We start from the raw sequence: 21358 nt of genomic DNA on the forward strand, positions 1-21358 counted from the left end.
CGCGGAAATCATTGCGTGCAATGAGGTTCCGCTTCTCTTATCTTTTGAACTTTTAAGGAGTAACTACTTTGAAAAATAGACAATAAAAAATCAGCTCAATTCCTCTTCGAGAAGGTTTTGAACTGATTCATTTGAATTTATTTATATGATATACTAACAAAGATAGTAAGTTTATGCGGTGGCTAACCTCTAAAGAAATGGGGTGACGCCTATGTTGATTTGTGGCTTTATCCCTAGAAAGGAATAAGCTTGTCTGTATTTGAAGCGTTAATGTTTGCGATAGCTTTCGCAACATTAGTTCTTACAATCAGCGATAAAAACAACAAAAAATAACCGTATCATAAACTTGGCAAAGTTATCCGGTTATTTTTTGTAACTATATATGAGCCACCGTCTTAAACGGTACTATCAAAATTGGAGTTGTTGACGCAACTCCTTTTTTCATTTTTATTATAGCACGCTTTTTAAAACAAAACTAGTTTCTTGCTATATCTTACAATCGAATTTGTAATAAACTAACAACAACTGTTACGCTGGTTTTGCGTAACGATGATATTTTTATTATTTATCAGCTATAGAGATGCAAAAGATCCAGTTATTCTAAGCGATAGCTAGACTAGCTGGTTGTAGTTTGTTTGAAGTTTGAATAGTGAGATGCCTTGTTGATGGGGATATAGTCATATTCCAGGAGGAGATGAATGGTATGGGCTTGTAATAAATTTTGAGGTGTTTTATAACTTAATTTCAGTTCATCATCGCTCTTTCTCCTGCTAGTATTGTTAGCTAAATTTTTTTATTTAATCCTCTCATTTCAATAACTTTCTCTATGACTGTTAAACGTTTTTTCAAGCTATTTATTTCTGTATAATTTGAATTCCTCAGCTTAGTTTTTGATATATGTAATTCCCTTAGCAGAAGAGCTTCAGGGGCTTCTCTAAGCCAAATAATATAAAGCTTAATTTGTCCTTTTGTTTCTTCAGAACTGCTCCCAAAATCAAACTCAGGGGCTTCAGGATATAATATAATATCTTGTTCTACATTTTTCTCTATACTTTTTTCTTTAATTCCCTTGTTAGCTTGAATTACGCCCAATCTATCAATTGGTCTTTTAGGTATGAAGTAAGGTATTTCTTCTAGTGGGAGACCTATTTTTTCGTGTCTGTACTGAATTGTTTTTCTGGAAATACCCATCTCTTTTTCTAACTGATAATAGCTTGTAAAAGTCTTTCCGTTATAAATGAATTCCTTTTTTTCTGACACTATAAATACCTCTCAGATTCCTTATTAGCAATAAATACTTTATAACCGAAGTTGGCTAGCCACACGCTCTGAAGTTTAACTTCAGTTCCATCAACATCACTTAAACTAAAGCAACCTAAATTGCTAATAGACTCTTCTATCTCGCTAATAATATCTTCACTCGAACGTCCTTTAGACAGCTGTTCATCTATAAATCTTTCAAAGATATCTTTTTTCATACAGGTCTCCCTCCTTCAACTTAATATCAACAAACCTAAACGTCTTCTTTTTTCAAAACAACTTCTATTTCACCATCTACAATACTTGCTATCTCAAGATCTTCTTCTTTTTCAAATTTTAGGGGAACTTGTTTTTGATCAAATTCCCAGTTTATTGAATTTTCATGTTTCTCAAACAAAACTAACTTTCCATTACGCCCTTTGATATGGTACACGTGCCTACTCCCTTCTAGGGATAAAGCTATGAACCATGGGCATCACCCCTTTTTCAAGAGATTAGCCACCATCTTTTCACTTTTCTACCTATTAATATAACATATCCCTTCACTAAATAATCTCAATATTTTATAGCTAAACAACATTCTCACTCTTAATATTAAATAATAATTTTCAGCTTTAAGGTACATCGTTTGAGCCATTAAAAACAGCTTTTTTTATTTTCTCACAATGTTCATTTATTTTTTATCAGATTACCTACACCATTGATTATCACCATGATACACGCAAACGGCGCAGTTACCATAAGGCTATATCCCCCTGCAATTACAGCTAATACTGGATAAGCACCTAAACCATTTTCAGTGGAATCTAAGTTAGGAAAAATATTGAAAATAACTACAAATATGATCGGTATAACTACTAATACAAACAAGCTCAATAAAAACAATACAAAACTTGCTTTCATAATTTTCTTTACCATACAGCACCAAATTTCTATTTTTTTTTATTTAATGTCTAGGTTAACATAATCCCCACTATTCAGTGTCTTTTTCGTTCGTGATCCAATACCCCAACGACGTTTAGTTTATGAAAACATCGTTAAGGATTTGAATGCCGGAATTGCGATTTCAAAAATTGCGAAAGATTGCAATGTTACCAGACAAACCGTCTACAGAATAAGAAACGAATTCGATTTATGGATTTTTTTCGTCATCTTTTTTCCATGTCAATATTTCTTGTACTGTTATAAATAAGGCAGGATTATCTATGATTACTAATACTAATCTATCTTTTGTTCTAGTTAAAGCTTCAAATATACAGCTATCTTCATTATACGGATAGTAAAATTGGTCAGCATATCTTGAAACAAGCTTGCCATCTTCATCGTAATAAAAATAGTTATCTAAAGGTACTAGTACATTATCGTATTCTTCACCAATAACTGAATGAGCTGTTTGAGATCCCCAGTACACCTTTTCTCTTTTCTTTACAAATGTTGATTTTGTAGTGTAATCAGTTACTTCAATGGATACAAAATTTTCATTTTCAACTAAACTTCTTATATATTTTTTTGCCATTTCCTTGGTAGAAAAATATTCTGCTGTTACTTTAGAATATTCAAATTTTTGGACTCTTTTAGCTTTTACGTCTAAAAATTTTTGTATAAATGAGTTCATTGCTGGATCTGTTCGAATTTTTTCTTTTAATTTTTTCGTTTCAACATTTTCATCTTCAGATAATCGTTTTTGAATATTGCGTTTTTTTTCATGAGAAGCTAATGTTTGGTTATGATCGGTAGAAAAAATAAGTCTTGGATTTTGTAACCCAAAAATACCTGTAAATTTTTCTTCCCATAAACGTTGTGCTTCATCTATCAACACAACATCATAGCCTTCTAACTCAGTTACTTCAACGTTCTTAACAGGTTTAATATCAATATTTAATATAGTTGACAACTCTTCACAATTATATTTATTACCTGAGAATATAATTATTACTTTCTTATTTTCACCCACATATTTTCTTGCAAGGTCAAAGAGCAACATTGTTTTTCCAGTTCCAGGTCCACCTTTAATTTGAAAAACTCTTTTTTTGCTACTTAAAATTTCATTACGTATAGAAAACTGTTCATTAGTCAGAAAGTATTTATGTTCCTTAAACAATTCAGGTTGTGAATACGGAGAAATAATTAAGTGAGAAAAATTTATCTTCTCAATTTCAAGTTCATTATTATAATCATCAGGTATCATACTAGCCAATGTCTCAGATGTAATCTCTTCCAAATTATTATCTTCTGTTAATAAATACAATTTGTTTTCAGTCGTTACATAAGTACAACAAACTATCTTTTTCTTTAAAGTACTTAATACAAATTTATGTCTTATCAACTGATTTTTAATTTTTTCGTATCCTTTAACAGGTAATTGGCTCTTTAATTCTATATTTAATACTTTATCAATGCTAAACCTCAAAATATCGAATTGTTCTCTTATACCTGATTTAATTGTATAGTTAAAGAAATAGCCTTTAGACTGTTCTATATTTAGTGAATTTAAAAGGTTTTTATTGCTTAATAAGCTGAAAAAATCAATCACCTCTTCTTCAGATATACTACTTTCTTCTGAATTATTAATTAATTTCAAAAAAGAACTTCTAAAATCTAGATTTTCAGACTTATACATTGAAATAAATGAATCTAACGTGCACGAATGACTCATTGCCTAACTCCTTTTTCTAAATGATTTCTCCCCCAATGTGTATGTTACCCTAAGCTCACTAATAATTCTATTCTACTTTTAATATTGCTCAATTTAATTGTCCATTATAGAACCAACTATATATGCTAAATAAAAAGCCAACAGGGTATACCCTATTGGACTTTTTGTATTGCATAATTTTTAGGTTTCATATAATTTATTGATTACAAATTTTAACCGACCTAGAGCATAAGTGTAATTTAAAAGTAATTCTCTGACTTTCTTTTGTACCAGGCTTTTTTAATGGTATAATTTTTTTGGCAACTTGCCCCCAAAGGGGGTGCTGTCATGCAAGATTTATTCTCATTTGTTATCGCACCATTATTTGTGGGACTAGTAATTACCCTAGTTGATCATTGGTTAGATGATTAGACGATAACTGTGCAAGTTGTCCTAACCCACACGCTTGAAGTCGCAACAAGTGAAAAAAAAAGCCAGTCCTAGTCGCATAGGATTGGCTTTTGTGCTGTCATAAAGACATATTCTCATTTCGCACCTAAATTGTAACACCATTATTTGAAATATACAACTCAAAAGTCTACATGAAGATAGTACTAGTCTCCAGTTTGAGTCAAAGTTTTATTCAATTCAAGCTCTTCCTCTATTTTTGAAATCACAATTAAAAATATTTTTACTAACATTAAATAGTTTGTTTCATGTTGGGCTTCAGAAAAAGTTTTTCCTGCTCCGTGTAGATAGGCATTTCTAATTCCTAACGAATTGATATACTTTTTGTTATTCAAACTGAAATCCAAGTAATTTATTTCATCTATTGAAAAAAAGGTTGAATACTGTTTAAACGAAGGCAACTTTTTTAACTCTTCAATATCTTCTTTTTGTAAATATTCTGTGCAAATGTAATAAAATCCATTAAACATTGACTTTATTTCCAAAACCTCTGGAATTTCTTCATATGAAACTTCAACATATTTATCAGCCAATTTTGATTGGATTTCGCTAAAATTTAACGGAGGCATCCAATTAAGTAAGTTTAAATCGACTTTATCATATCTTGATAGTAACTGATACTGTTTCAGGACAGATTCTAGCTCAACTGCAAGAAGTATATTACGAGAACTATAAGGCAAATTACTGTCAATTTCATCCATAGAAAAACCCTCTATGTCATAGTTCAAAAAAATTTGTTCATTGAAAAAGTGAGCTAGGAGTTTTTCAATTGAAAGATTTTTATCTTTGAAATATCTTAGTAAGGTATCTATGATGGTCGTAATAACCATATTATGAACCTCTTGATGGAGTGGTCTATCATATACATTTTTTTTCTTTGACTTTATCATTCCAGCAAGATCAGGTTCATTTATTGAATCATTATAAACAGAGTATGGTCTTTTATACTTATCAATGAGTAAAGTTTGATTGATAAATTTTAAAATTTCCTTTTTTTCCAAAGAATCCAAAGTTCTTCTATCCAGAGATACCGTAATATCATTACCATCAATACTAAAATTTTCTTGTTCTTGAATTGAAACTTTTACACTGTAAGTAGACTTCTCTATATTTAAAGCCCCCTCTTCCCAAAAGTCTTTCTCAAATCGTTCGATTCGAGATTTTGTTTTCTCATTTAAGGGAAATTTTGTATCCTTATAATTTAACAGCGTCTCTATAAAACTGATATCTCTCAAATTTTTTTCTTCCAATAAATCAATGTAAGAATTTACCATTCCTTGAAATAACTCTGACTGTTCAAATCCTTCTGGAAAAAATAATTTCTTTTTACGTGTAGATCTTTCTGTAATCAAGCGAATATTTTCAAATAACTTCTCTTTATTATCTTTTAAACCATCTAATACTTCTTCAGAATACTTATTAACTATTTTTCTTTCCCCTAAAATATAATAATATTCTGCAAAGTTAGAATGTAGGTATTTACTCATTTCTTGACTGGATAAATTTGTCCAATAGTTATAGTCTGAAAATAATTGTGGGAAACCTCGATAGCATTCTGGATCACTCAAGTATTCTTGCATCCAAGTATCAGCTTCGTTTGTTGCCAATGATTTACCAATAATTTTTTTTAATTTTCTTAGAGTATCAGGAAAATTATCCAGCAATTCTTGTAAACTTTTAATATTTGGTATAGAGGTTTTTATCCATAATTCTAGTGTATTCAAACCTATTATATCTTTTAAGGTATCTACCTTTCCCATTGACTCAACATCTCTTAGAAGTTTTTCAAATTCCAAATTATTCTTATAATAGTAAGATAAGTCTTTGATTATATGTTCAACCATGATTTCTCTCCTCGATTCATTTTGGTCTATTTTTTTATTTTAAAAGATAACTCCATCTCCGTAATTCTTTTATCTCGTTTTGCTGTTCCAGTATACGTGAATCTAATTGAGCTTCTGTTTCTGCAAAGCCAATTAGTAATTCAAATAATAAGTATAGTGGTAACAATACAATAGGATAGCCTACCATCATTATGATTAGCAAAGTTATAGTTTGTAATCTCCAACATTCGAACGGAGTTAGTTTTCTAATTTGAAAGTCTTCAGTCACAACAGCTTGCTGATTGCTTGTCAAAACCGTATTCGCACTTTGCTTTCCTACACGACCTCTTCGCTTGTTTGATCCAGGATAAGCAAAATTGATTGAGTCACCAGCTGAAGCGGAAGTAAATCCTTTTTTTGTTGCTTCTTTTACCAGTATTTTTGGCTCTTGTCCGCCTCCAGACATTGTAGTCAAGGTTAGACTAATTCCTTCAGTAGAAAAAATAGTTTTCGTGGATCTAAAACCTCCATCAATTCTACCTGCTACAATTATTCCGTGACGATCCTGAGCAGTGAGTGTAAACATTTCTTCATTATTTTGTTTTATTCTTCTACCATTTTGGCGTACTTTCATCTTATCTGGAGATAGCACAGGGATTGCAATTTTACTGCCCTCTCCTTTATTTGTAGTTAGAGTGGGAGCGATTGATTGGCTATCATATACTTGACCATTCATCCCATGGGCGCTGGGGTTTACGTTGCCAACTGCGATTGGTTTTATTAATGTACATGTCAGCCGTTCTGCTTGCTCATCAATTTTTGATTGTTCTTGATCAATTGATTTTTCTTGTCTTGTGATAGGAAAAATTTTTCGGGAACATTGGTCTCTAAGATGTCCGACAATAAATACTCGTTCTCGATTTTGTGCGACATAATCTTTGCTGTTAAGTATCTGCCATTCTGAGTCGTACCCCAGTTCATCAAGCGTGGACAAGATAGTTCTAAAAGTATTCCCTTTGTCGTGAGATAGTAGGCCTCGGACGTTTTCAAGGAATACAATTCGTGGTTTGATTTGTTCAATCGCTCTGGCAATTTCAAAGAATAACGTTCCACGAGTTTCATCAAGAAATCCTTTTCTTTTCCCTGCAACTGAGAACGCTTGGCAGGGGAATCCCCCACAAATAAGTTCGATTTTTCCTTGTAGTGAATTCCATTCTTCGTTGCTAACTTTTGTAATGTCATGATATTCTAACTCTCCTTCAGTATCAAAAATCGCTTTGTAGCTTTGTCTAGCAAACTTATCAATTTCGCAAAAACCAGCACATTTGTGGCCAGCTTTTTCTAAACCCAATCAAAATCCTCCAATACCAGAAAATAGATCCAAAAAATTCAATTGTCTTGTTGTCATGAGAAACGTTCTTTCTCACAGCGCTGTGTTCTTTATTCAAGCTTGTAAAAGAAGCATACAGACAAATCAGTTGGCAAACGGCATTCAGATAGTTTCAAGATAGTTGATTATCTAAAAACGATTAAATCAAGGGCAAGGCTAAACTGAATCATGGCAATTTTAGACTCATCAACTACAATGTTTTTTTGATAATTAATCCTCTCGCTGATAAGAGAAATTGATAATCCATACAGATAGCGATAAAAAAAACACGCCGCCTCCGCTCTGTAACTTCAGGGCGGAACGGGTGCATAATTGCTGCAAAAGCATGTGAAAAACATTGTTCTGTCTTTAAGTATTCTTTCTCATAAATGGTTAGCTCTATTCCTTCACTCATATTTTTAACAACTTGATCGGGACTGCACACAAGACAAAATTCTTGTGTAAGTTTCGGATAAGCAGGCATTCCCAACCGTTCCCGATTGGTTTTATATGCTACCAAAAAAATCCCGACAGATTCTTTTGTTTTTTGTAAGTCTACACTCTCGTTAGAAGGTAGTGTATACTCATCGACGTCAAATAGTCTCCTGGTGTCCCCTCTTTTATGCTATAATAAAAAAGGTTGCCAGGAGACTATTTGTTTTTCTGGTGATTTGAGAATGGCCAGAGCATATGCTCTGGCTTTTTTCGTTCTTTAAATTTTATAGCTCTGCCACGCGTTCTTATAAAACTTCTCTTTGATAACTTCTGCTTAAAGCTACTTCTAAGTCACGTTTGTTTTCTTTCCAGTTGATACATTTTTCTTTGTCTAAGAAAATATTATTTTTGAAAATGACACTTTCTTTGTTAGCAGCTGCCCACTCTGGAAATTCATTTATTAAGAAAACCAACTCGTCTATGCTAGTTTCCAACGTCGGCAATATGCTTGGGATATCATAAGACAAGCTGCCTTCTTCTTCAAAATATTCTTCCATTTCACGCAATACCTCTTCGCGAGTTATCACATAATCATGATGACCGAATTTTGCCTCTAAACTATCATTTATAGCATTCATTGTTTCATCTGCTAGATACGGACTATTTCCGTGCTCAATACTTCTTATTCCATTCATCATGCTATAAAACTCCCCAGCCTGACTGATATTGTGAACTGCAATTCCACTATCAGGTAAAGCAATATAACTCTCTTGAGGTTCATTCACTGCCAAAGTCACACGCCCAGAAATATTTGCAGTAATCCGTCCTGGCACCTTTTCCTTTCTAGCAGTTTGGTTGGCTGGTAGTAAGTGAATTCCTGCAGACCGTCCCATTTTAGCTAGGTATTCCAAAGTTTCAACAATTGACTTTATAGCATATTCATCGCTGCTTAACAGAGCATCTAAGTCGGTTAGAGCTGAAAATTCATCAACTACAACTAAAATCTCATATAGAAATTCATCTGGAAATTTTTCATTAAATACTGCCAGTTTTGATGCGCCACGAACTTTAAATAGCTCAATACGTCTTCTACATTCTTTTTCGATATGTTTAAGCAAAGCTCTCGCATAATCAATATCACCACTTCCATCTGCTGGCTGTGCATACATGAATGGGTTAGGATGGTAGTTCTCACTCCCCTTGTTGTCACTACGCAGAAATTCAAAAGAATTCCCCTTACCATCAATTGTTACGATTTTTAACATGGAAGGATCCACAGCGTCCATGACAGAAAACAGTATATTCATAATTGTTACTGTTTTTCCTTTACCAGTTGCCCCAAAAAGCATACAATGCGGTGTCGTATCTCCTAATTCAACAACAATATCATTTCCCATTGCATCCACTCCTGCAACCCCTGAAATAATAGATCTTAAACCTTTCTCACGATTTGCAATCATTTTTCTAAAATCAACAGGAATTTTAACTCCGTTAACCATTGAAACTGAGAGTATTCCTGCACGAACTTCAACCATTGGTATATCTTTCGTTTTCAACAACTGAGCAATCCCCTTTTCTACTTTTGATAAATCAGTAGGTAAAGTGGTTGATCGCGGTAACGTATATTGATAAATGGCTGTATTTCCACCTACCAACACCCTATCAAAAGTCCCACTAAGTTTAAATGCATTAAGTGCATTTGAAACATCTTCGATCCTATCTTTTGCAACCTTCTGAGCAATTTCTATCTGCATCTCAACACTATTCCCTGTTTCTGGATCAGTAGGCTCTGGAATAACAGATAAATCAATATTACCTTGTACAATATATTTTGCTTTTTCTAAAGTTTTATCTGGGGAATATAATCTTTTTTGCTTGGCAATAATACTTTCGTAAATAGCAGAAGGCGTGCAATGTTTTAAATATTCAAGCATTTCCTTATAGTTTTTAGACATGGTCCAAAGGAAGCCATCTCCCCCATTTTTAATTTTATTATCCTTCGATAAGGGGTTAGCAAATATAGCTCCCCACGAACCTAATATATCAGCGGAATTATATGCAACATCACTATCAAAAACATATCCTCCTTGTTCTCCATTAAAAACTGGATTTTCTTGGAATCGAATACTTGAAGCTGTGACTCTATCTCCAAAGCCTTTTAGTGTTTTCTCAATCAATAAATCTGTATCAGTTTCCCTAGATTTTTTAGTAACCATCTTGGCTCTACGTACACCACTAGCAGTTTTTATAGTTGATTTAGTCCGTCTTAAAGCAATAGTTGCTGCTTTAATTCGTTGTGTCTGAACTGAACCACCAGTCCCACTGTCAAATTTATTACCGTTTTGATCTACTCCCTGCAAAGCATCAAACCAACTATCGTTAATATTTTCCTTTAATTTTGCTAAAAATAGTCTTGAATAAACAAAATCAAAGAACGGTGTTTGATAACCAACCAAGTATTTAGCAGTCAAATATGGTGATAAAAAAATCGTACTTAAAATAATACTTACACATCGAGTAAATTGTATTCTCCAAATCAAACTTTGGATAAGTATTAATGTTGAAGTAATCCATACAATAACCATTGCTCTAAAGTAAAAAGGAAGCCAATAAAACAAGAAATTAAATACAATCTTAAATCCTTCAGCACCTTTGCTAGCAAGATACTGAAAGACAGTTGTTTTTGAAAGCCAATTTGCACTTATACCTAAAAAATTTGCTGTTATCTGAAGGATAGTAGAATCGACTAAAACAATCCACACAATCGTTATAATACCAATGATTATGCCCGATTTTACTAAGTTTTTCCAAATTCTATCAACGTCCAGTTTTTCGTATGTTGAATATAAATACTTAACGAATCCTAAATAAAGACCGAAAAACAATGACATCGGTAAAATCCACTCTAAAACAAGATCAATAATAAATTTTTTATCCAAGACGTTCCCCCCTATTCAAAATCTCTAAAGCTTCTTTTATTGTCTTCTGATTTATCGTTTTTTTATTGAACAATACAATTGATGGTTGTGCTACTAGATCGTCAGAAGATAATCCATTGCTCTCTAATAAATGTTTTAAGGATATGTAACCATCTCTATTTGAATAGATAGCTACATATCCTTCTTCTGTTTCATCAAGTTGTAATCCCTTTTGTTTTGATTTCTCAAAAACTTTTCTTAATCCTAATATCGAATCGTATTTTATCCTAGTTGTTTCTTCTTCTAAGAAATGAACAGTTTCGATAATTTCCTGAACATTATCATCATTAATAACTGCATCTTGAATTTCTTGAATTGAATCGTTTTCTTTTTTCGATTGGTTTAATTGTATTTCATTATCTACTATCTTCTTATTCCTTTTTTCCCACAATATAAAGTTTTTTCTTATCTCAATTGATTTAACAACCGTTAGTGCCGCAAAAAATAAGCAAATAACGATGAAAGGAACAACTAACCAATAAAAAATAAATTTTTTAGGTAAATATTGATAAAATGCAGAAAATATTGAATCAATAATCAATATACCCCTACCTAAATAGGGGATTTTATTTATTTCATCTATCTGCATTACTAATAAATAACCTACCCCTGTCGTAGCAATTAAAATTAAAGTAAATTTAATCCATCTAATATACCCTGCCTGACGATAAACTATAGCATTGTAACTCGTCTGAGAAATCAGAATAACGACGCTGACAGTAAATAGTTTGAGTAATACTTCTACCAAGCTTTCCATCCTCCTTAAACAACAAAAGTGGAATAATTTCTTATTCCACTTTGTTAAAATACTCTATTTATTTCCGTAATAAGCTCATTTTTTTGATCAATAGTTACATCATAATAATGAATCGAAATAGTCTTATCTTCATCATCTCCATACCAGCTTCTATACGCGACTTCCACTAAGACTGGTAAATAAGTATTTTCATTAGTTGAAGATACATAAACAGTTGCGCCTTCAAAAAACGCCTTTAATCCTGAAGTCTTTATATAGTCTCCTCCTGTAGAATCGATACCTTTATCAAATATCTTTTCGTCATCTTTTACTTCAGTAGCAATTATATCTGATAATTTAGTTACTCTATCATGATATTCCTCAGAGTTATCCCAATTAAAAAATGTACTGAAAAACTCTTCAGATAAAGTATCAGCTTTTTGATAACTATTATTATAATTTACAATTTTCATAACTATTTCTGAACTATTTTCTCTTTCTTCTTCCTCTTGCCTCGCATAGATTTTTTGTAAGAGCTCTTCTTTATATATTTCATATGATTCTTTTGCGGCTACAGCTTCTTTATTAGCGTCTTCTTTATCATTTTCTAGCATCTGTACTTCGTGTACAGATTTAGTTATTTGATAGACTTCAAAACCAATAATCCCTAAAAGAAAACAACCTACCATGACCCTTAAGACAGTGGATTTACTCATCTGTTGTATCCTCGCTTTTAATAAAATTTTGATAATTTGTTAAGCTTACTTCTTCTGTTTCTAAATTAAATAAAAGAGTAAAAGCGTCTGTACCATGAACGACTAAATCCTTTGCGTCTTTAGCCCTTTCTTCTTCACTAGCTTTAATTGTTGGCGAACTATATTCCACAAAAACTAAACATGCTACTTCATGTGTATTTATGTTATACTCCCCAAATTTAATTTCTAAATGATCTAAAGAATCAAATTGATTTAATTTTTCTCCAGATTGATTGATGGTCGGTTTTGCTAAATCTAAAATTTTTTCTGTAAATTCTTCTCCTAATTTACTCTGTATTTCTCCTTCTAACCGGTCGTAGTCTGCATCCGTTTTTGTTTGATTGTAAACTTCATTTAATGCTTCATTGATTCGATTTTCGAGTTTAGTAAAGCTAACAGTGATATCAATATTATCTTCTTCTATCTGATCGTTCACTGTTTCTGGGTTATACTCAATTTTTAGTGTTTCATAGTTTTCTTTCTCTTTATTTAGAGAAACGATTTCTTTTTCTATTGAACTAACAACTGCTTCATTATTTATTTTCATCTTGATAAACATGACCGTTGTTGTAGCTGCTACTACTATCAAAATCAACAATAGTACATTTTCTATAGTAAACATCTTCTTTAGCTGCATCTTCTTTAGCTCCTTCATTTTATACGGTCAATTGTTCTATTATCTCTTCGTTTACTTGACTGCTCTAGCAAATACTATGGTATGGCTACCATGAGTTCCATTTACTAAAGATAAAAAAGATTGTCCAAATGTGCTTTCATTAACTCCAATAGCTGAAGAAATGCCACCCATCTGAATAATCTTTGTAGTGTTTGTCGAATCTGTTTCACCATTTTTCCAATCTTCTAATAGAATTGCCGTGTGTCCGTTGCTTCCTGCTCCATTACCTGTGTTGACAATAACTATATCTCCTGCTTTTGCTTCTTTAGCCGTCACTTCTTCAAGATATTGTCCTTCACCTTTAGCATCATTTTCCATTGATTGTGTATACCACTGCATATCAGCTGGTGTTTTGTATCCAGCTTTTGCTAAAACTAACCAAACAAAGCCTGAACAATCGGTAACCCCGTTTTTGTTAGGCGCATCTACAGAACCAATATATTTCTCACCATGCACTTGTGAGTAGGTAAAATACCCTAACAGATCTTTTGCAACCTGTTCAATTTCTCCGCCTGAAGCACTTTGACTAGAATTCTTTCCAGTTGTCCCACAATTAAAGAGGCTTCCTTCTTCATCATCTGAAATTTCATTTGAATTTTTTTCAGCATCATTATTGACATTGGCTAATTCACTGTCCCCTTTGATATCTGCACCACCAAAAACTTGATAGGCTTTCTTTCCTGAGGTAATTTTCGAGCTATCTAAAGAAGCACCTCGCTCGTAATAAGAAAACCACTTATCTACCGCTTCATCTACTGAATCTAATTTAAGATATGAATTTAACCACGTTGCATTTTTTACTTCAGAAGTCCAAACATAATCACTTTGTGCTGATGAATCTAACCACTTTTTATCATTTAATGGGGCAAACTTAGAGTATGGAGTAAGTTGATAGTGTCCTCCTCCTCCTTCAGCTTTTCCAGATGATCCTGTTGGATAACCTGAACCGACTGCGGGAATATTTCCATATGCAATTCCGTTTGTTTTGGAATCATTTCCAAAATGACCTTCCGCTCGATCTGGAATCTCAAAACCACCCTCATGAGCAATATTTCCTAAAATACCGCTGATAGCTGCACCACTAAATCCTTTGTCTTTCCAATAATTCCAGATGCTCAGTGCAATCTTATATGCATCTGTTCCTTCGGTATCCCACGTACCAGCACTTCCAGAGGAAGATCCATCATCAGTATCATTTTTTTCATCTGAATCATTATCCACGTCGTCTACTGTAGTGACGCATGTTGATGGTTTAAAACCTTCAAAATTTGCATATACATTGCTAGAAAAGCAAAAAAAGATCCCTGATAGAACTGTGATCAATGCTATCAGAGAGCTTAACTTATTTTTTCTATTGTATTTCCTCATCTTTCATCTCCTAACCCAAACGTTCATTCAACATCTTTATTTACACTTCTTTTTCTTGCTATATCAAAGAATTAAATGTGTATCCACTAATGCACTAATTCGATCTTTTTTACGATAGAAGTATAGTGAACCATTATTTGCCTGTAACAAATAATTTGTGATGATAGGTGAAAGTTTTTTTTGCCAAGATTTATTAATATACTCTAATTCATCTTCAGTAATCCCACCCAAAACAACCATATCTTGTCTAGATAAGCGCCCCACAAATTTTGAATAGGTGCTTGGATTAACTGCACTTTCTGACTTCTCAAAAATTGTAATCAGACCAATATTTTTACGTTCGATTCGTTCTTTATACGGAAGTAGGATATTTACTGGAATATCTATTGAATCTAGACCGTGAATCACTATCTGTTCACCCTCTAACGCACGATTCGTTACATATGCAAGCACATTTATAAACACAGCTCCAGCAATATTTTTATCTTCGATATACCCCGACAAATCATAATATATGTTTCTATCGTTTGCCGTGAATACATCAGGTAGTGTCGTCTTTTTATGAAATACATTAGGATATTCTGTAAAAGTATTTTTTATAATTTGTGCCAGATAATTAGCATTTTCCCAAGCTAATTCTCCTCTATTTGAGCTTTTACTTTCATAAGAATTCAAAGCTGCTACAAAATCTCGCGGTGTAGGATAATTTTCATGATTAGAAGTTGCTAAAATCCTTCTTGCTCGTGTTGGTTCATCTTCTGGATTTGCTGTATACATTCCATTATTATTCGCTGTGTAAATCATCCAATCGATTAATATCGATTTCAAATCAGCTTCAAGTTTTGCATATTTTTCTGGATTTATAGTATTTGCTGGCATCAACATCATTGTCGTTGCTTTACTAAAGTTGGCATTAGCATCTTGTTGGACTGTTTCTGGTGTCCCAAAAACTTCGAGTGGATTGATTGCTTCTTTCGTCATATCGAAAATAAGACTGTCTGTTGCTCTATAGTCAAATCTATTTAGTACGATGTGATGAATTCGTTTTCCTGTTAAGTAGTTTGCTTCAGATATCGTATGTCCCACAGCGCTGCCTCCGTTCTTAATCATCCCAGCGCCTTCTAAGCCACCTACGGATACACGTATATTAATCCCACCCATAAAAATTACTGCATTGTTGATTCCTGTAAAATCGACTATTGAGGGATTATTTGAAATCAATGCGCTTAAATCTGTACCTATATACGTTCCAGTAGAGTCCGCAAATCCGCTTGATGGTAAGAATAATTTGCCTGCTGCTGTAGTAGTCATATCTGAGCTATGCCAGGGATCCGAAGATACTTCAGTAAAAAGGTTCTTCATTTCAGATAATTGATTTCCTGTCTGTCGAATAAATTTAACCCCTTTTACATCATAATTTTTATATATACCTTGGAGTTCTTCTATAATTTCTTCTACAGCTTCAGTTGTCCTAGCTTTTACAATCATTCGAATATCACTATCTACTATCGAATCCTCAATACCAGCAAGTTCACCTGCTAGCCTCATATCATTAATTTTCATTGAAGCTTGTGCTCTAGCTTTCTCACTTCGCATTTTTGTTGAACCTATGGTTGAGATATTAGAACTCAAATGCTTATCAAGAATATTTGCTTCTGTCAGTACGTCCATTCCTTTTTGTCTCTGAACAAATTGAACATCCCCATTCTCAATTTTTTCTTTGGGTATTACTCGTAACAACCATCCGATTGATGCTGGACTATTAGTTCCATAATGGAACAAAACATCAAAAACAGAAATGACCGTTTTTTTACCTACAAAAATATATGCATCATCCTCCTTATAACCAAAAGGATACGTAAAACCTGAATCACCTTTGAAACCAGATTCTTGTTTTACTTTATTTTTTTTAGAAACAATTTTTTCACTTTTTTTCTTAAAAAAAGGCATCTATTTCATCTCCCCATATATCTCATAAAAACTTTTTTTCAGTTCTTTTCCTTTAATCCGACGATAGCCAATCACTAATCCTTGTCTAAAAGCTGTTTCCGCTGACTCTATTCTTGCTCTCAACACATCCTCATCCGGAGCAACTATAATTATCTTGGTATCTATTTGTTGATTATGTCTAAGATTAGAAGTGATCTTATAATTTAAATCTCGTTTTCTGATCATGGCTGGTGTCGCATTATCTGGTATCTTTTTTAGCTCAATCTTTGTTGACTGAATTGAGTTTATCGTTGTTATCACTGTATCTCTTTCCATATTTCTTAATAGCTGACTATTTTTTTTTGCCAGATACTCTAAATCATTATCAAAATTAATATTACTTACCGATCCGCGTACTTGATACACAACTACTAGTCGTTTTTTTCCTTTATATCTTGTCTCTAGTACACTTTTATCAATAATTTCTTTATAGAATTTGTATGGTGAAAATTTAATCCATTCTTTTCTTTCTTTTCTCGTGCTTATTTTTTTGCTTAAAAATTTTAAGCTGACTATAAATTGTGATCCAAATGAGGGATTGACCATTAACGTGTTTAAACAAATTAAAATAGTACCTGCCAAGATTAACGCGATTGGTAGCAAATTAGGCTTAATTAATTTCCCATGCTCTGCCCATGCAAAATGAAACATTAAGTAAATTCCAAAAGCCATCGGAAATAGTGTTATTAACATACTTTCCATTGTAGTCACTAACAATTCCCCTAAAGCTCCCAATCGATTCGAAACAAAGTCAATACGCTTAATTATATGATTTGTTTTTGAGCGTAAACTAAACCGATTTCCTGAATATCTTTTATACTCTATTTCCATTTTTCACACATCCTTTTTCCTTTTACATATGAAAACAACCCACAAATAAAATATTTGCAGGCTGTTACATTTTCTCTTATTTTTGTAAAACCATTAACTTTCTAACTTTTCTTTTTCCGATTCTAATTTTTTATTCAATTCCTCTTTTTTCGTTTTGTTTGTCTGAATTTCTTTTTCTTTATCGCTTACCTTTTTATCTTTATCCTTGTCTTTACCGCTCTTAAGCGTGTCAATTTGTTTATTTAAGTCGTCATTTTTTTTATTAATCTCAGATATTTCATCTTCAATCTCTGAGATGTTCTTCTTAATTGATTCTTCATTCTTTTTCTTAGCTTCAGATAATTCTTTGCTTAACTCTTTATTTGGATTTTTTTCTAATAATGACTCTGCTTCGCTAAAATCTTTTTCTTGAATAAAGTAAGCAACCGCTAAATTTATTGTGTCTTTATCATCTTTTACTTGAACCGCTGCTACTTCCAAATCACTTAAATTGTTATCTAGTATAGCTAATCTTGTATCAATACTTGCTACTTGTGCCTTTGATAAACCTTTAATTTCTTTCAACTTTGTCATATCTGCCTTTTTGTCATCACTATATTTATCAATAGCTGTTAAAACTGCAGGTAGACTATCAGCATTTTCTTCAACAGCTTCATAGAATTTATTGTTGTCGATATACATTTTTGCAATCTCTTCTGACGTCGCTCCAAACTCTTTCATAGTATCTGCAGCTTTATCATATTTTTCGTTGATTTCCAATTGTGAGACAAATACTGTTTTTTCTAAGTCATTCCTTTCTTTCATCTCTGTCCTAATCCCATTGAGTACAACACCAGAAACTACCATTGTTGCAACTGCACAAGTTCCTAGCAAGTATGGATAAACTATTTTCTTCAACCAACTATATTTATTAGTCTGTTCTGTTACTTGATCCTGTACCTCTTTATTATTAGATATTTCATAATCATTAACAGGAATCAGTTTCTCTTTTACTACTGTTTTTTGTACATTAGAATCTTCACTCTTTTTTAATGCATCTTCTAATTCTTTGATTTTAATCAACATTTCATTCGATTCTGATTCAGCCTCTTTAATTTTTTTATCCGCTTGTTTTTCAGCATTCTCTTTTTCTTCAAGTACTTCTTTCAATTTTTCGTTTGACTGCTTTTCAGAAATTTCGATTTGATTCATTAGTTTATTCTCTAACTGATTTTTTTCATTTTGAATAGAAGTTATTTCATCCTTATAGTTTTTTCGTTCCTTCAATAATTTTGTAATTGTCTCTCCGATTTGTCCTTTTAATCCTTTTGCATACGTCTTTAATTGTTGTAACTGTTCTTCAGCAATTACATTATATTCAGCTATCACATCATCGATTTCTAACGAGCCTAGCATCTTCTCTTCGCCTTCATCAAATATTTGATTCAAATAATTCTGATATTGCTTATTCTCTTCCATGATTTTAGTGACTTTTTGATTATTTAATTTCGTTAATAAGTTGTCTAGCATTATCTCATTATTCGTATAATTTAACGCATCGTATTGCTTCTTTAACGCTGGTATTTGAGCATGGACAAATTGCTCACGCTCTTTTTCATACGCTTCATTATTGTCTGCAATTAATTTTTGAGCATCGGCTTTAAAATTTTCTACAATGATTTCTACTGTACGATTATGATTCTTTCTAGCATCGACTAATAAATGTGTTTCAATCGTTTGCATAGACTCGTTGTTTTCTTCTTTGAGGCGATTATAAATCTTATTGATTCCTTGTGCTCGTGCTCTTTCAATCTCCATTTGAGCACTGATGAATTGTTCTTGCATTTCTTTATTCGTTACTTCATCAAATTTGGGTAACTTCAAAGGTGCTTCAGCCTCAAATAAACTTTTAGCTTTTTCCAATAAGTAGTCATCTGTCGCTATTTCTTTTCTAAATTCTATAGATTCTACTTCATTCTTTTTGTTGTCGTTTGTTTCTAACTTTACCCCTTCAGTAACTTCTTCAACGACAGGATCTTCCTCATCCTCTTTGTAATGCTCTGTATCTGTCCCTACTAAAAGTTCTTTATCATCATTGAAAATCTCATCAATCATTGAATCAAAATCTTGGTCGAATCCATCTGATTCCTCTATCTTTTCATTAGTCGCGGACTCTTGAGGGAATAGTTCTTCAATTTCTTCATCTACATCATTTTTTCTATCATCAATCAACTCAATTAAATCTGGAATATTAGCAATCGACACCCCATTTTCACTGTCTGAGATTTCTTCTACTTCACCATATAATTTCATTAGTTTTTTCGCTGGTGCGGCTTTAGATTTTTCCGTATCAAAATAAATCAATACACCTTTTGAGTGGGCAAGTCCTAATTCAAATGCGTTATCTTCAATAGACTCAATAAATGCTTCAGTTTCAGAAGAATCTTCAATTGAAAATAATGAACGTTCTCCCAATTTAATTACCTGAATCCCCTCATCTTTTAAATCGTTTATTACTTGAGTCAATGCTCCAGTATTTGTATCTTTCATTTCGATTGCTTTAATAATCCTTCTTTTCAATTTGTTCACTCTCCAATTTCTTAAAAGGTTTTCATTCCATCTATTTAGAGCCTCAATGCTTCTCTACTAAGTTTTATTTATATTTACTGATAAATACTCAAAAATAGCGCAAAATGCGGTAAATCGAATTTTAAGCGCATTTTGCGCTATTCGATATTTATAATACAAATCAAAAGAGCTTGCTAAGTGTCATTAGCAAGCTCTTTTTTTCATCCCTATTTTTAATGTGGGATGGTTTGTCCGTTTGTCTTGAAGTAATTAATTACTCCAGCAGCAGTTAGAAGTAACATCATACCTCCAATTAAAGCAATCGCTATACCAATGATAGCCTTTTTCCAGTCCTGCGGATCACTACCTAACCCCTTAATTACTGATTTAATTCCAGTGTACACAAGGTATACCCCTCCAAATGTCAGTAATAATCCAATTGCAAATCTACCTATTTCTAAAATTGATTCAGTCATCATAATTCCTACTTTCGATTTTTTTATAAATTAAAAGTCGCAAAGTAATCTGACGATTTACTTTGCGACTTCTTTTATTTGTATTTACTTTTTGTTACTCAAACTCACTATCTGCAGATTTAGGTCTATTTCTATTAATTGGTAAATCCTCATTCATTTTGTCTGTGTCGTATGTTACTTCTATAAGTTTTTCATCAATAGGATCTGTACTGCTATCCGGAGTCGCACTTGTTGTAAACTCATGATCTACCTCTGAACCATTTCATACATCTTTCGATTTATAATTCGCTCTCTTAATCGGTAAATCTTCATTCATTTTATCCGTATTGTATGCTTCTTCTATAAGTTTTTCATCAATAGGATCCGTACTACTGTCTGGAGTTGCGCTGGTTGTAAACTCATGGTCTATTTCTGAGCCATCTAAAAGGTGTAAGTGGTATGTGACCTTTCCAGTAATCGTCAACATATTCGGTTCTTCTTCAGATGGTTCTGTTTCCAAATCTGAAATAATCACATAGTCTATATCTACTCCCTGATACGGATAACCACTCCAATGTAACGCTTCTGGATAATGTCTCCATATATTTTTACTTCTTAACTTATTTTCTTTATCAATACCTGAAGTTAGATATGCAACTGCACTCAATTGAGCCTTATTTAAGTTATTTTGGTCGGCAAACGCCACCTCTGATATTCCTGTTTTTGGGTCATCGAAACCATATGTTAAAAAATACTGTCCATCTGTTTCATTATAAAACTCTATAGGTTCATTAGTGTAGACCGTAGAAACTTCATCATCACCGATAGTATTAGCTTTAAACTTAGGCTGCACACTATTTAATGCTTTAATTACTCCATCTACATTCTTTTGATTCTCGTAAACGACTTTCGATTTTCTACTCACTTCTTTTGCTGCATTAGCTGTTTCACTGCCCGTTGAGTTACCACATGCAACTAACCCCATCGTCATTAGTGATAGACCAACAACTAACCCTAATTTTTTTAGTTTCAT

19 protein-coding genes and 1 pseudogene are annotated in these 21358 nt (G+C 32.8%); 2 read left to right on the forward strand and 18 right to left on the reverse strand.

Annotation, left to right across the window (positions count from 1 at the left end; translation table 11 throughout):
- Positions 1-783: 783 nt before the first annotated feature.
- The 4 genes from AC4BD1_RS12215 to AC4BD1_RS12230 all read right to left on the reverse strand — a co-directional run bounded on the left by AC4BD1_RS12215 (position 784) and on the right by AC4BD1_RS12230 (position 2178).
- Entirely contained in the window at positions 784-1260 is a 477-nt protein-coding gene (locus AC4BD1_RS12215; RefSeq protein WP_490467428.1) for a hypothetical protein, read from the reverse strand.
- Positions 1260-1478, reverse strand: coding sequence for a hypothetical protein (locus tag AC4BD1_RS12220; RefSeq protein ID WP_490467427.1), 219 nt, complete (start codon positions 1476-1478; stop codon positions 1260-1262). The genes AC4BD1_RS12215 and AC4BD1_RS12220 overlap by 1 nt, the downstream gene beginning before the upstream one ends.
- A 35-nt stretch (positions 1479-1513) precedes the next feature.
- A complete protein-coding gene (locus AC4BD1_RS12225; protein WP_490486035.1) occupies positions 1514-1693 on the reverse strand; it encodes a hypothetical protein in 180 nt (59 codons plus the stop codon).
- A 236-nt stretch (positions 1694-1929) separates the two neighbouring features.
- Positions 1930-2178 carry a hypothetical protein gene (locus tag AC4BD1_RS12230; protein WP_490467425.1) on the reverse strand — a complete coding sequence of 83 codons (249 nt, stop codon included), beginning with the start codon at positions 2176-2178 and terminating at the stop codon, positions 1930-1932.
- Positions 2179-2266: 88 nt separating this feature from the next.
- Between AC4BD1_RS12230 and AC4BD1_RS12235 the strand changes: the two are divergent.
- Positions 2267-2452, forward strand: a pseudogene (locus AC4BD1_RS12235) (helix-turn-helix domain-containing protein); the annotation flags it as partial.
- Here AC4BD1_RS12235 and AC4BD1_RS12240 read toward each other — a convergent pair.
- Positions 2393-3841: a DNA/RNA helicase domain-containing protein gene (locus AC4BD1_RS12240; RefSeq protein WP_490486036.1), complete on the reverse strand. Its 1449-nt coding sequence runs from the start codon at positions 3839-3841 to the stop codon at positions 2393-2395. The pseudogene AC4BD1_RS12235 and the gene AC4BD1_RS12240 overlap by 60 nt on opposite strands.
- A 402-nt stretch (positions 3842-4243) precedes the next feature.
- Between AC4BD1_RS12240 and AC4BD1_RS12245 the strand changes: the two genes are divergently transcribed.
- Positions 4244-4327: a type I toxin-antitoxin system Fst family toxin gene (locus AC4BD1_RS12245; protein ID WP_081129253.1), complete on the forward strand. Its 84-nt coding sequence runs from the start codon at positions 4244-4246 to the stop codon at positions 4325-4327.
- A gap of 182 nt (positions 4328-4509) precedes the next feature.
- Here AC4BD1_RS12245 and AC4BD1_RS12250 read toward each other — a convergent pair whose 3' ends face one another.
- From AC4BD1_RS12250 to AC4BD1_RS12310, 13 genes are all read right to left on the reverse strand, one after another.
- The gene (locus tag AC4BD1_RS12250; protein WP_490486037.1) at positions 4510-6207 is read right to left on the reverse strand and encodes a hypothetical protein; all 1698 of its coding nucleotides are present in this window, start codon (positions 6205-6207) and stop codon (positions 4510-4512) included.
- Between the two features lie 34 nt (positions 6208-6241).
- Positions 6242-7537, reverse strand: a complete 1296-nt coding sequence (locus AC4BD1_RS12255; protein ID WP_490486038.1) for a DNA cytosine methyltransferase — start codon at positions 7535-7537, stop codon at positions 6242-6244.
- Between the two features lie 229 nt (positions 7538-7766).
- Positions 7767-8039, reverse strand: coding sequence for a hypothetical protein (locus AC4BD1_RS12260; RefSeq protein WP_490486039.1), 273 nt, complete (start codon positions 8037-8039; stop codon positions 7767-7769).
- Positions 8040-8295: 256 nt separating this feature from the next.
- Positions 8296-10929: an FtsK/SpoIIIE domain-containing protein gene (locus tag AC4BD1_RS12265; RefSeq protein ID WP_490486040.1), complete on the reverse strand. Its 2634-nt coding sequence runs from the start codon at positions 10927-10929 to the stop codon at positions 8296-8298.
- A complete protein-coding gene (locus AC4BD1_RS12270) occupies positions 10922-11716 on the reverse strand; it encodes a hypothetical protein (protein WP_490486041.1) in 795 nt (264 codons plus the stop codon). Before AC4BD1_RS12270 ends, AC4BD1_RS12265 begins: the two co-directional genes overlap by 8 nt.
- Before the next feature lie 53 nt (positions 11717-11769).
- Positions 11770-12420, reverse strand: coding sequence for a hypothetical protein (locus AC4BD1_RS12275; protein ID WP_490486042.1), 651 nt, complete (start codon positions 12418-12420; stop codon positions 11770-11772).
- Positions 12413-13096, reverse strand: coding sequence for a hypothetical protein (locus AC4BD1_RS12280; RefSeq protein ID WP_490486043.1), 684 nt, complete (start codon positions 13094-13096; stop codon positions 12413-12415). The genes AC4BD1_RS12275 and AC4BD1_RS12280 overlap by 8 nt, the downstream gene beginning before the upstream one ends.
- Before the next feature lie 51 nt (positions 13097-13147).
- Positions 13148-14503, reverse strand: a complete 1356-nt coding sequence (locus AC4BD1_RS12285) for a phage tail tip lysozyme (protein ID WP_490486044.1) — start codon at positions 14501-14503, stop codon at positions 13148-13150.
- A 63-nt stretch (positions 14504-14566) separates the two neighbouring features.
- Positions 14567-16453 (reverse strand): hypothetical protein, encoded by a 1887-nt coding sequence (locus AC4BD1_RS12290; protein WP_490486045.1) that lies wholly within the window; start codon positions 16451-16453, stop codon positions 14567-14569.
- On the reverse strand, positions 16454-17323 hold the full coding sequence (locus AC4BD1_RS12295) for a hypothetical protein (RefSeq protein WP_490486046.1): 870 nt from the start codon (positions 17321-17323) through the stop codon (positions 16454-16456).
- Positions 17324-17416: 93 nt separating this feature from the next.
- Positions 17417-19882 (reverse strand): hypothetical protein, encoded by a 2466-nt coding sequence (locus AC4BD1_RS12300; protein ID WP_490486047.1) that lies wholly within the window; start codon positions 19880-19882, stop codon positions 17417-17419.
- A 221-nt stretch (positions 19883-20103) separates the two neighbouring features.
- A complete protein-coding gene (locus AC4BD1_RS12305; protein WP_490486048.1) occupies positions 20104-20346 on the reverse strand; it encodes a hypothetical protein in 243 nt (80 codons plus the stop codon).
- Between the two features lie 262 nt (positions 20347-20608).
- The gene (locus tag AC4BD1_RS12310) at positions 20609-21358 is read right to left on the reverse strand and encodes a hypothetical protein (protein WP_490486049.1); all 750 of its coding nucleotides are present in this window, start codon (positions 21356-21358) and stop codon (positions 20609-20611) included.

The sequence above is a fragment of the Enterococcus sp. DJ147D b genome (assembly GCF_058216655.1).

Coding starts and splice junctions, on each gene's coding strand:
- AC4BD1_RS12220 (WP_490467427.1), bottom strand. CDS start 1,478: ATGAAAAAAGATATCTTTGAAAGATTTATAGATGAACAGCTGTCTAAA.
- AC4BD1_RS12230 (WP_490467425.1), bottom strand. CDS start 2,178: ATGGTAAAGAAAATTATGAAAGCAAGTTTTGTATTGTTTTTATTGAGC.
- AC4BD1_RS12245 (WP_081129253.1), top strand. CDS start 4,244: ATGCAAGATTTATTCTCATTTGTTATCGCACCATTATTTGTGGGACTA.
- AC4BD1_RS12250 (WP_490486037.1), bottom strand. CDS start 6,207: ATGGTTGAACATATAATCAAAGACTTATCTTACTATTATAAGAATAAT.
- AC4BD1_RS12260 (WP_490486039.1), bottom strand. CDS start 8,039: ATGCCTGCTTATCCGAAACTTACACAAGAATTTTGTCTTGTGTGCAGT.
- AC4BD1_RS12275 (WP_490486042.1), bottom strand. CDS start 12,420: ATGAGTAAATCCACTGTCTTAAGGGTCATGGTAGGTTGTTTTCTTTTA.
- AC4BD1_RS12280 (WP_490486043.1), bottom strand. CDS start 13,096: ATGCAGCTAAAGAAGATGTTTACTATAGAAAATGTACTATTGTTGATT.
- AC4BD1_RS12285 (WP_490486044.1), bottom strand. CDS start 14,503: ATGAGGAAATACAATAGAAAAAATAAGTTAAGCTCTCTGATAGCATTG.
- AC4BD1_RS12290 (WP_490486045.1), bottom strand. CDS start 16,453: ATGCCTTTTTTTAAGAAAAAAAGTGAAAAAATTGTTTCTAAAAAAAAT.
- AC4BD1_RS12295 (WP_490486046.1), bottom strand. CDS start 17,323: ATGGAAATAGAGTATAAAAGATATTCAGGAAATCGGTTTAGTTTACGC.
- AC4BD1_RS12305 (WP_490486048.1), bottom strand. CDS start 20,346: ATGACTGAATCAATTTTAGAAATAGGTAGATTTGCAATTGGATTATTA.
- AC4BD1_RS12310 (WP_490486049.1), bottom strand. CDS start 21,358: ATGAAACTAAAAAAATTAGGGTTAGTTGTTGGTCTATCACTAATGACG.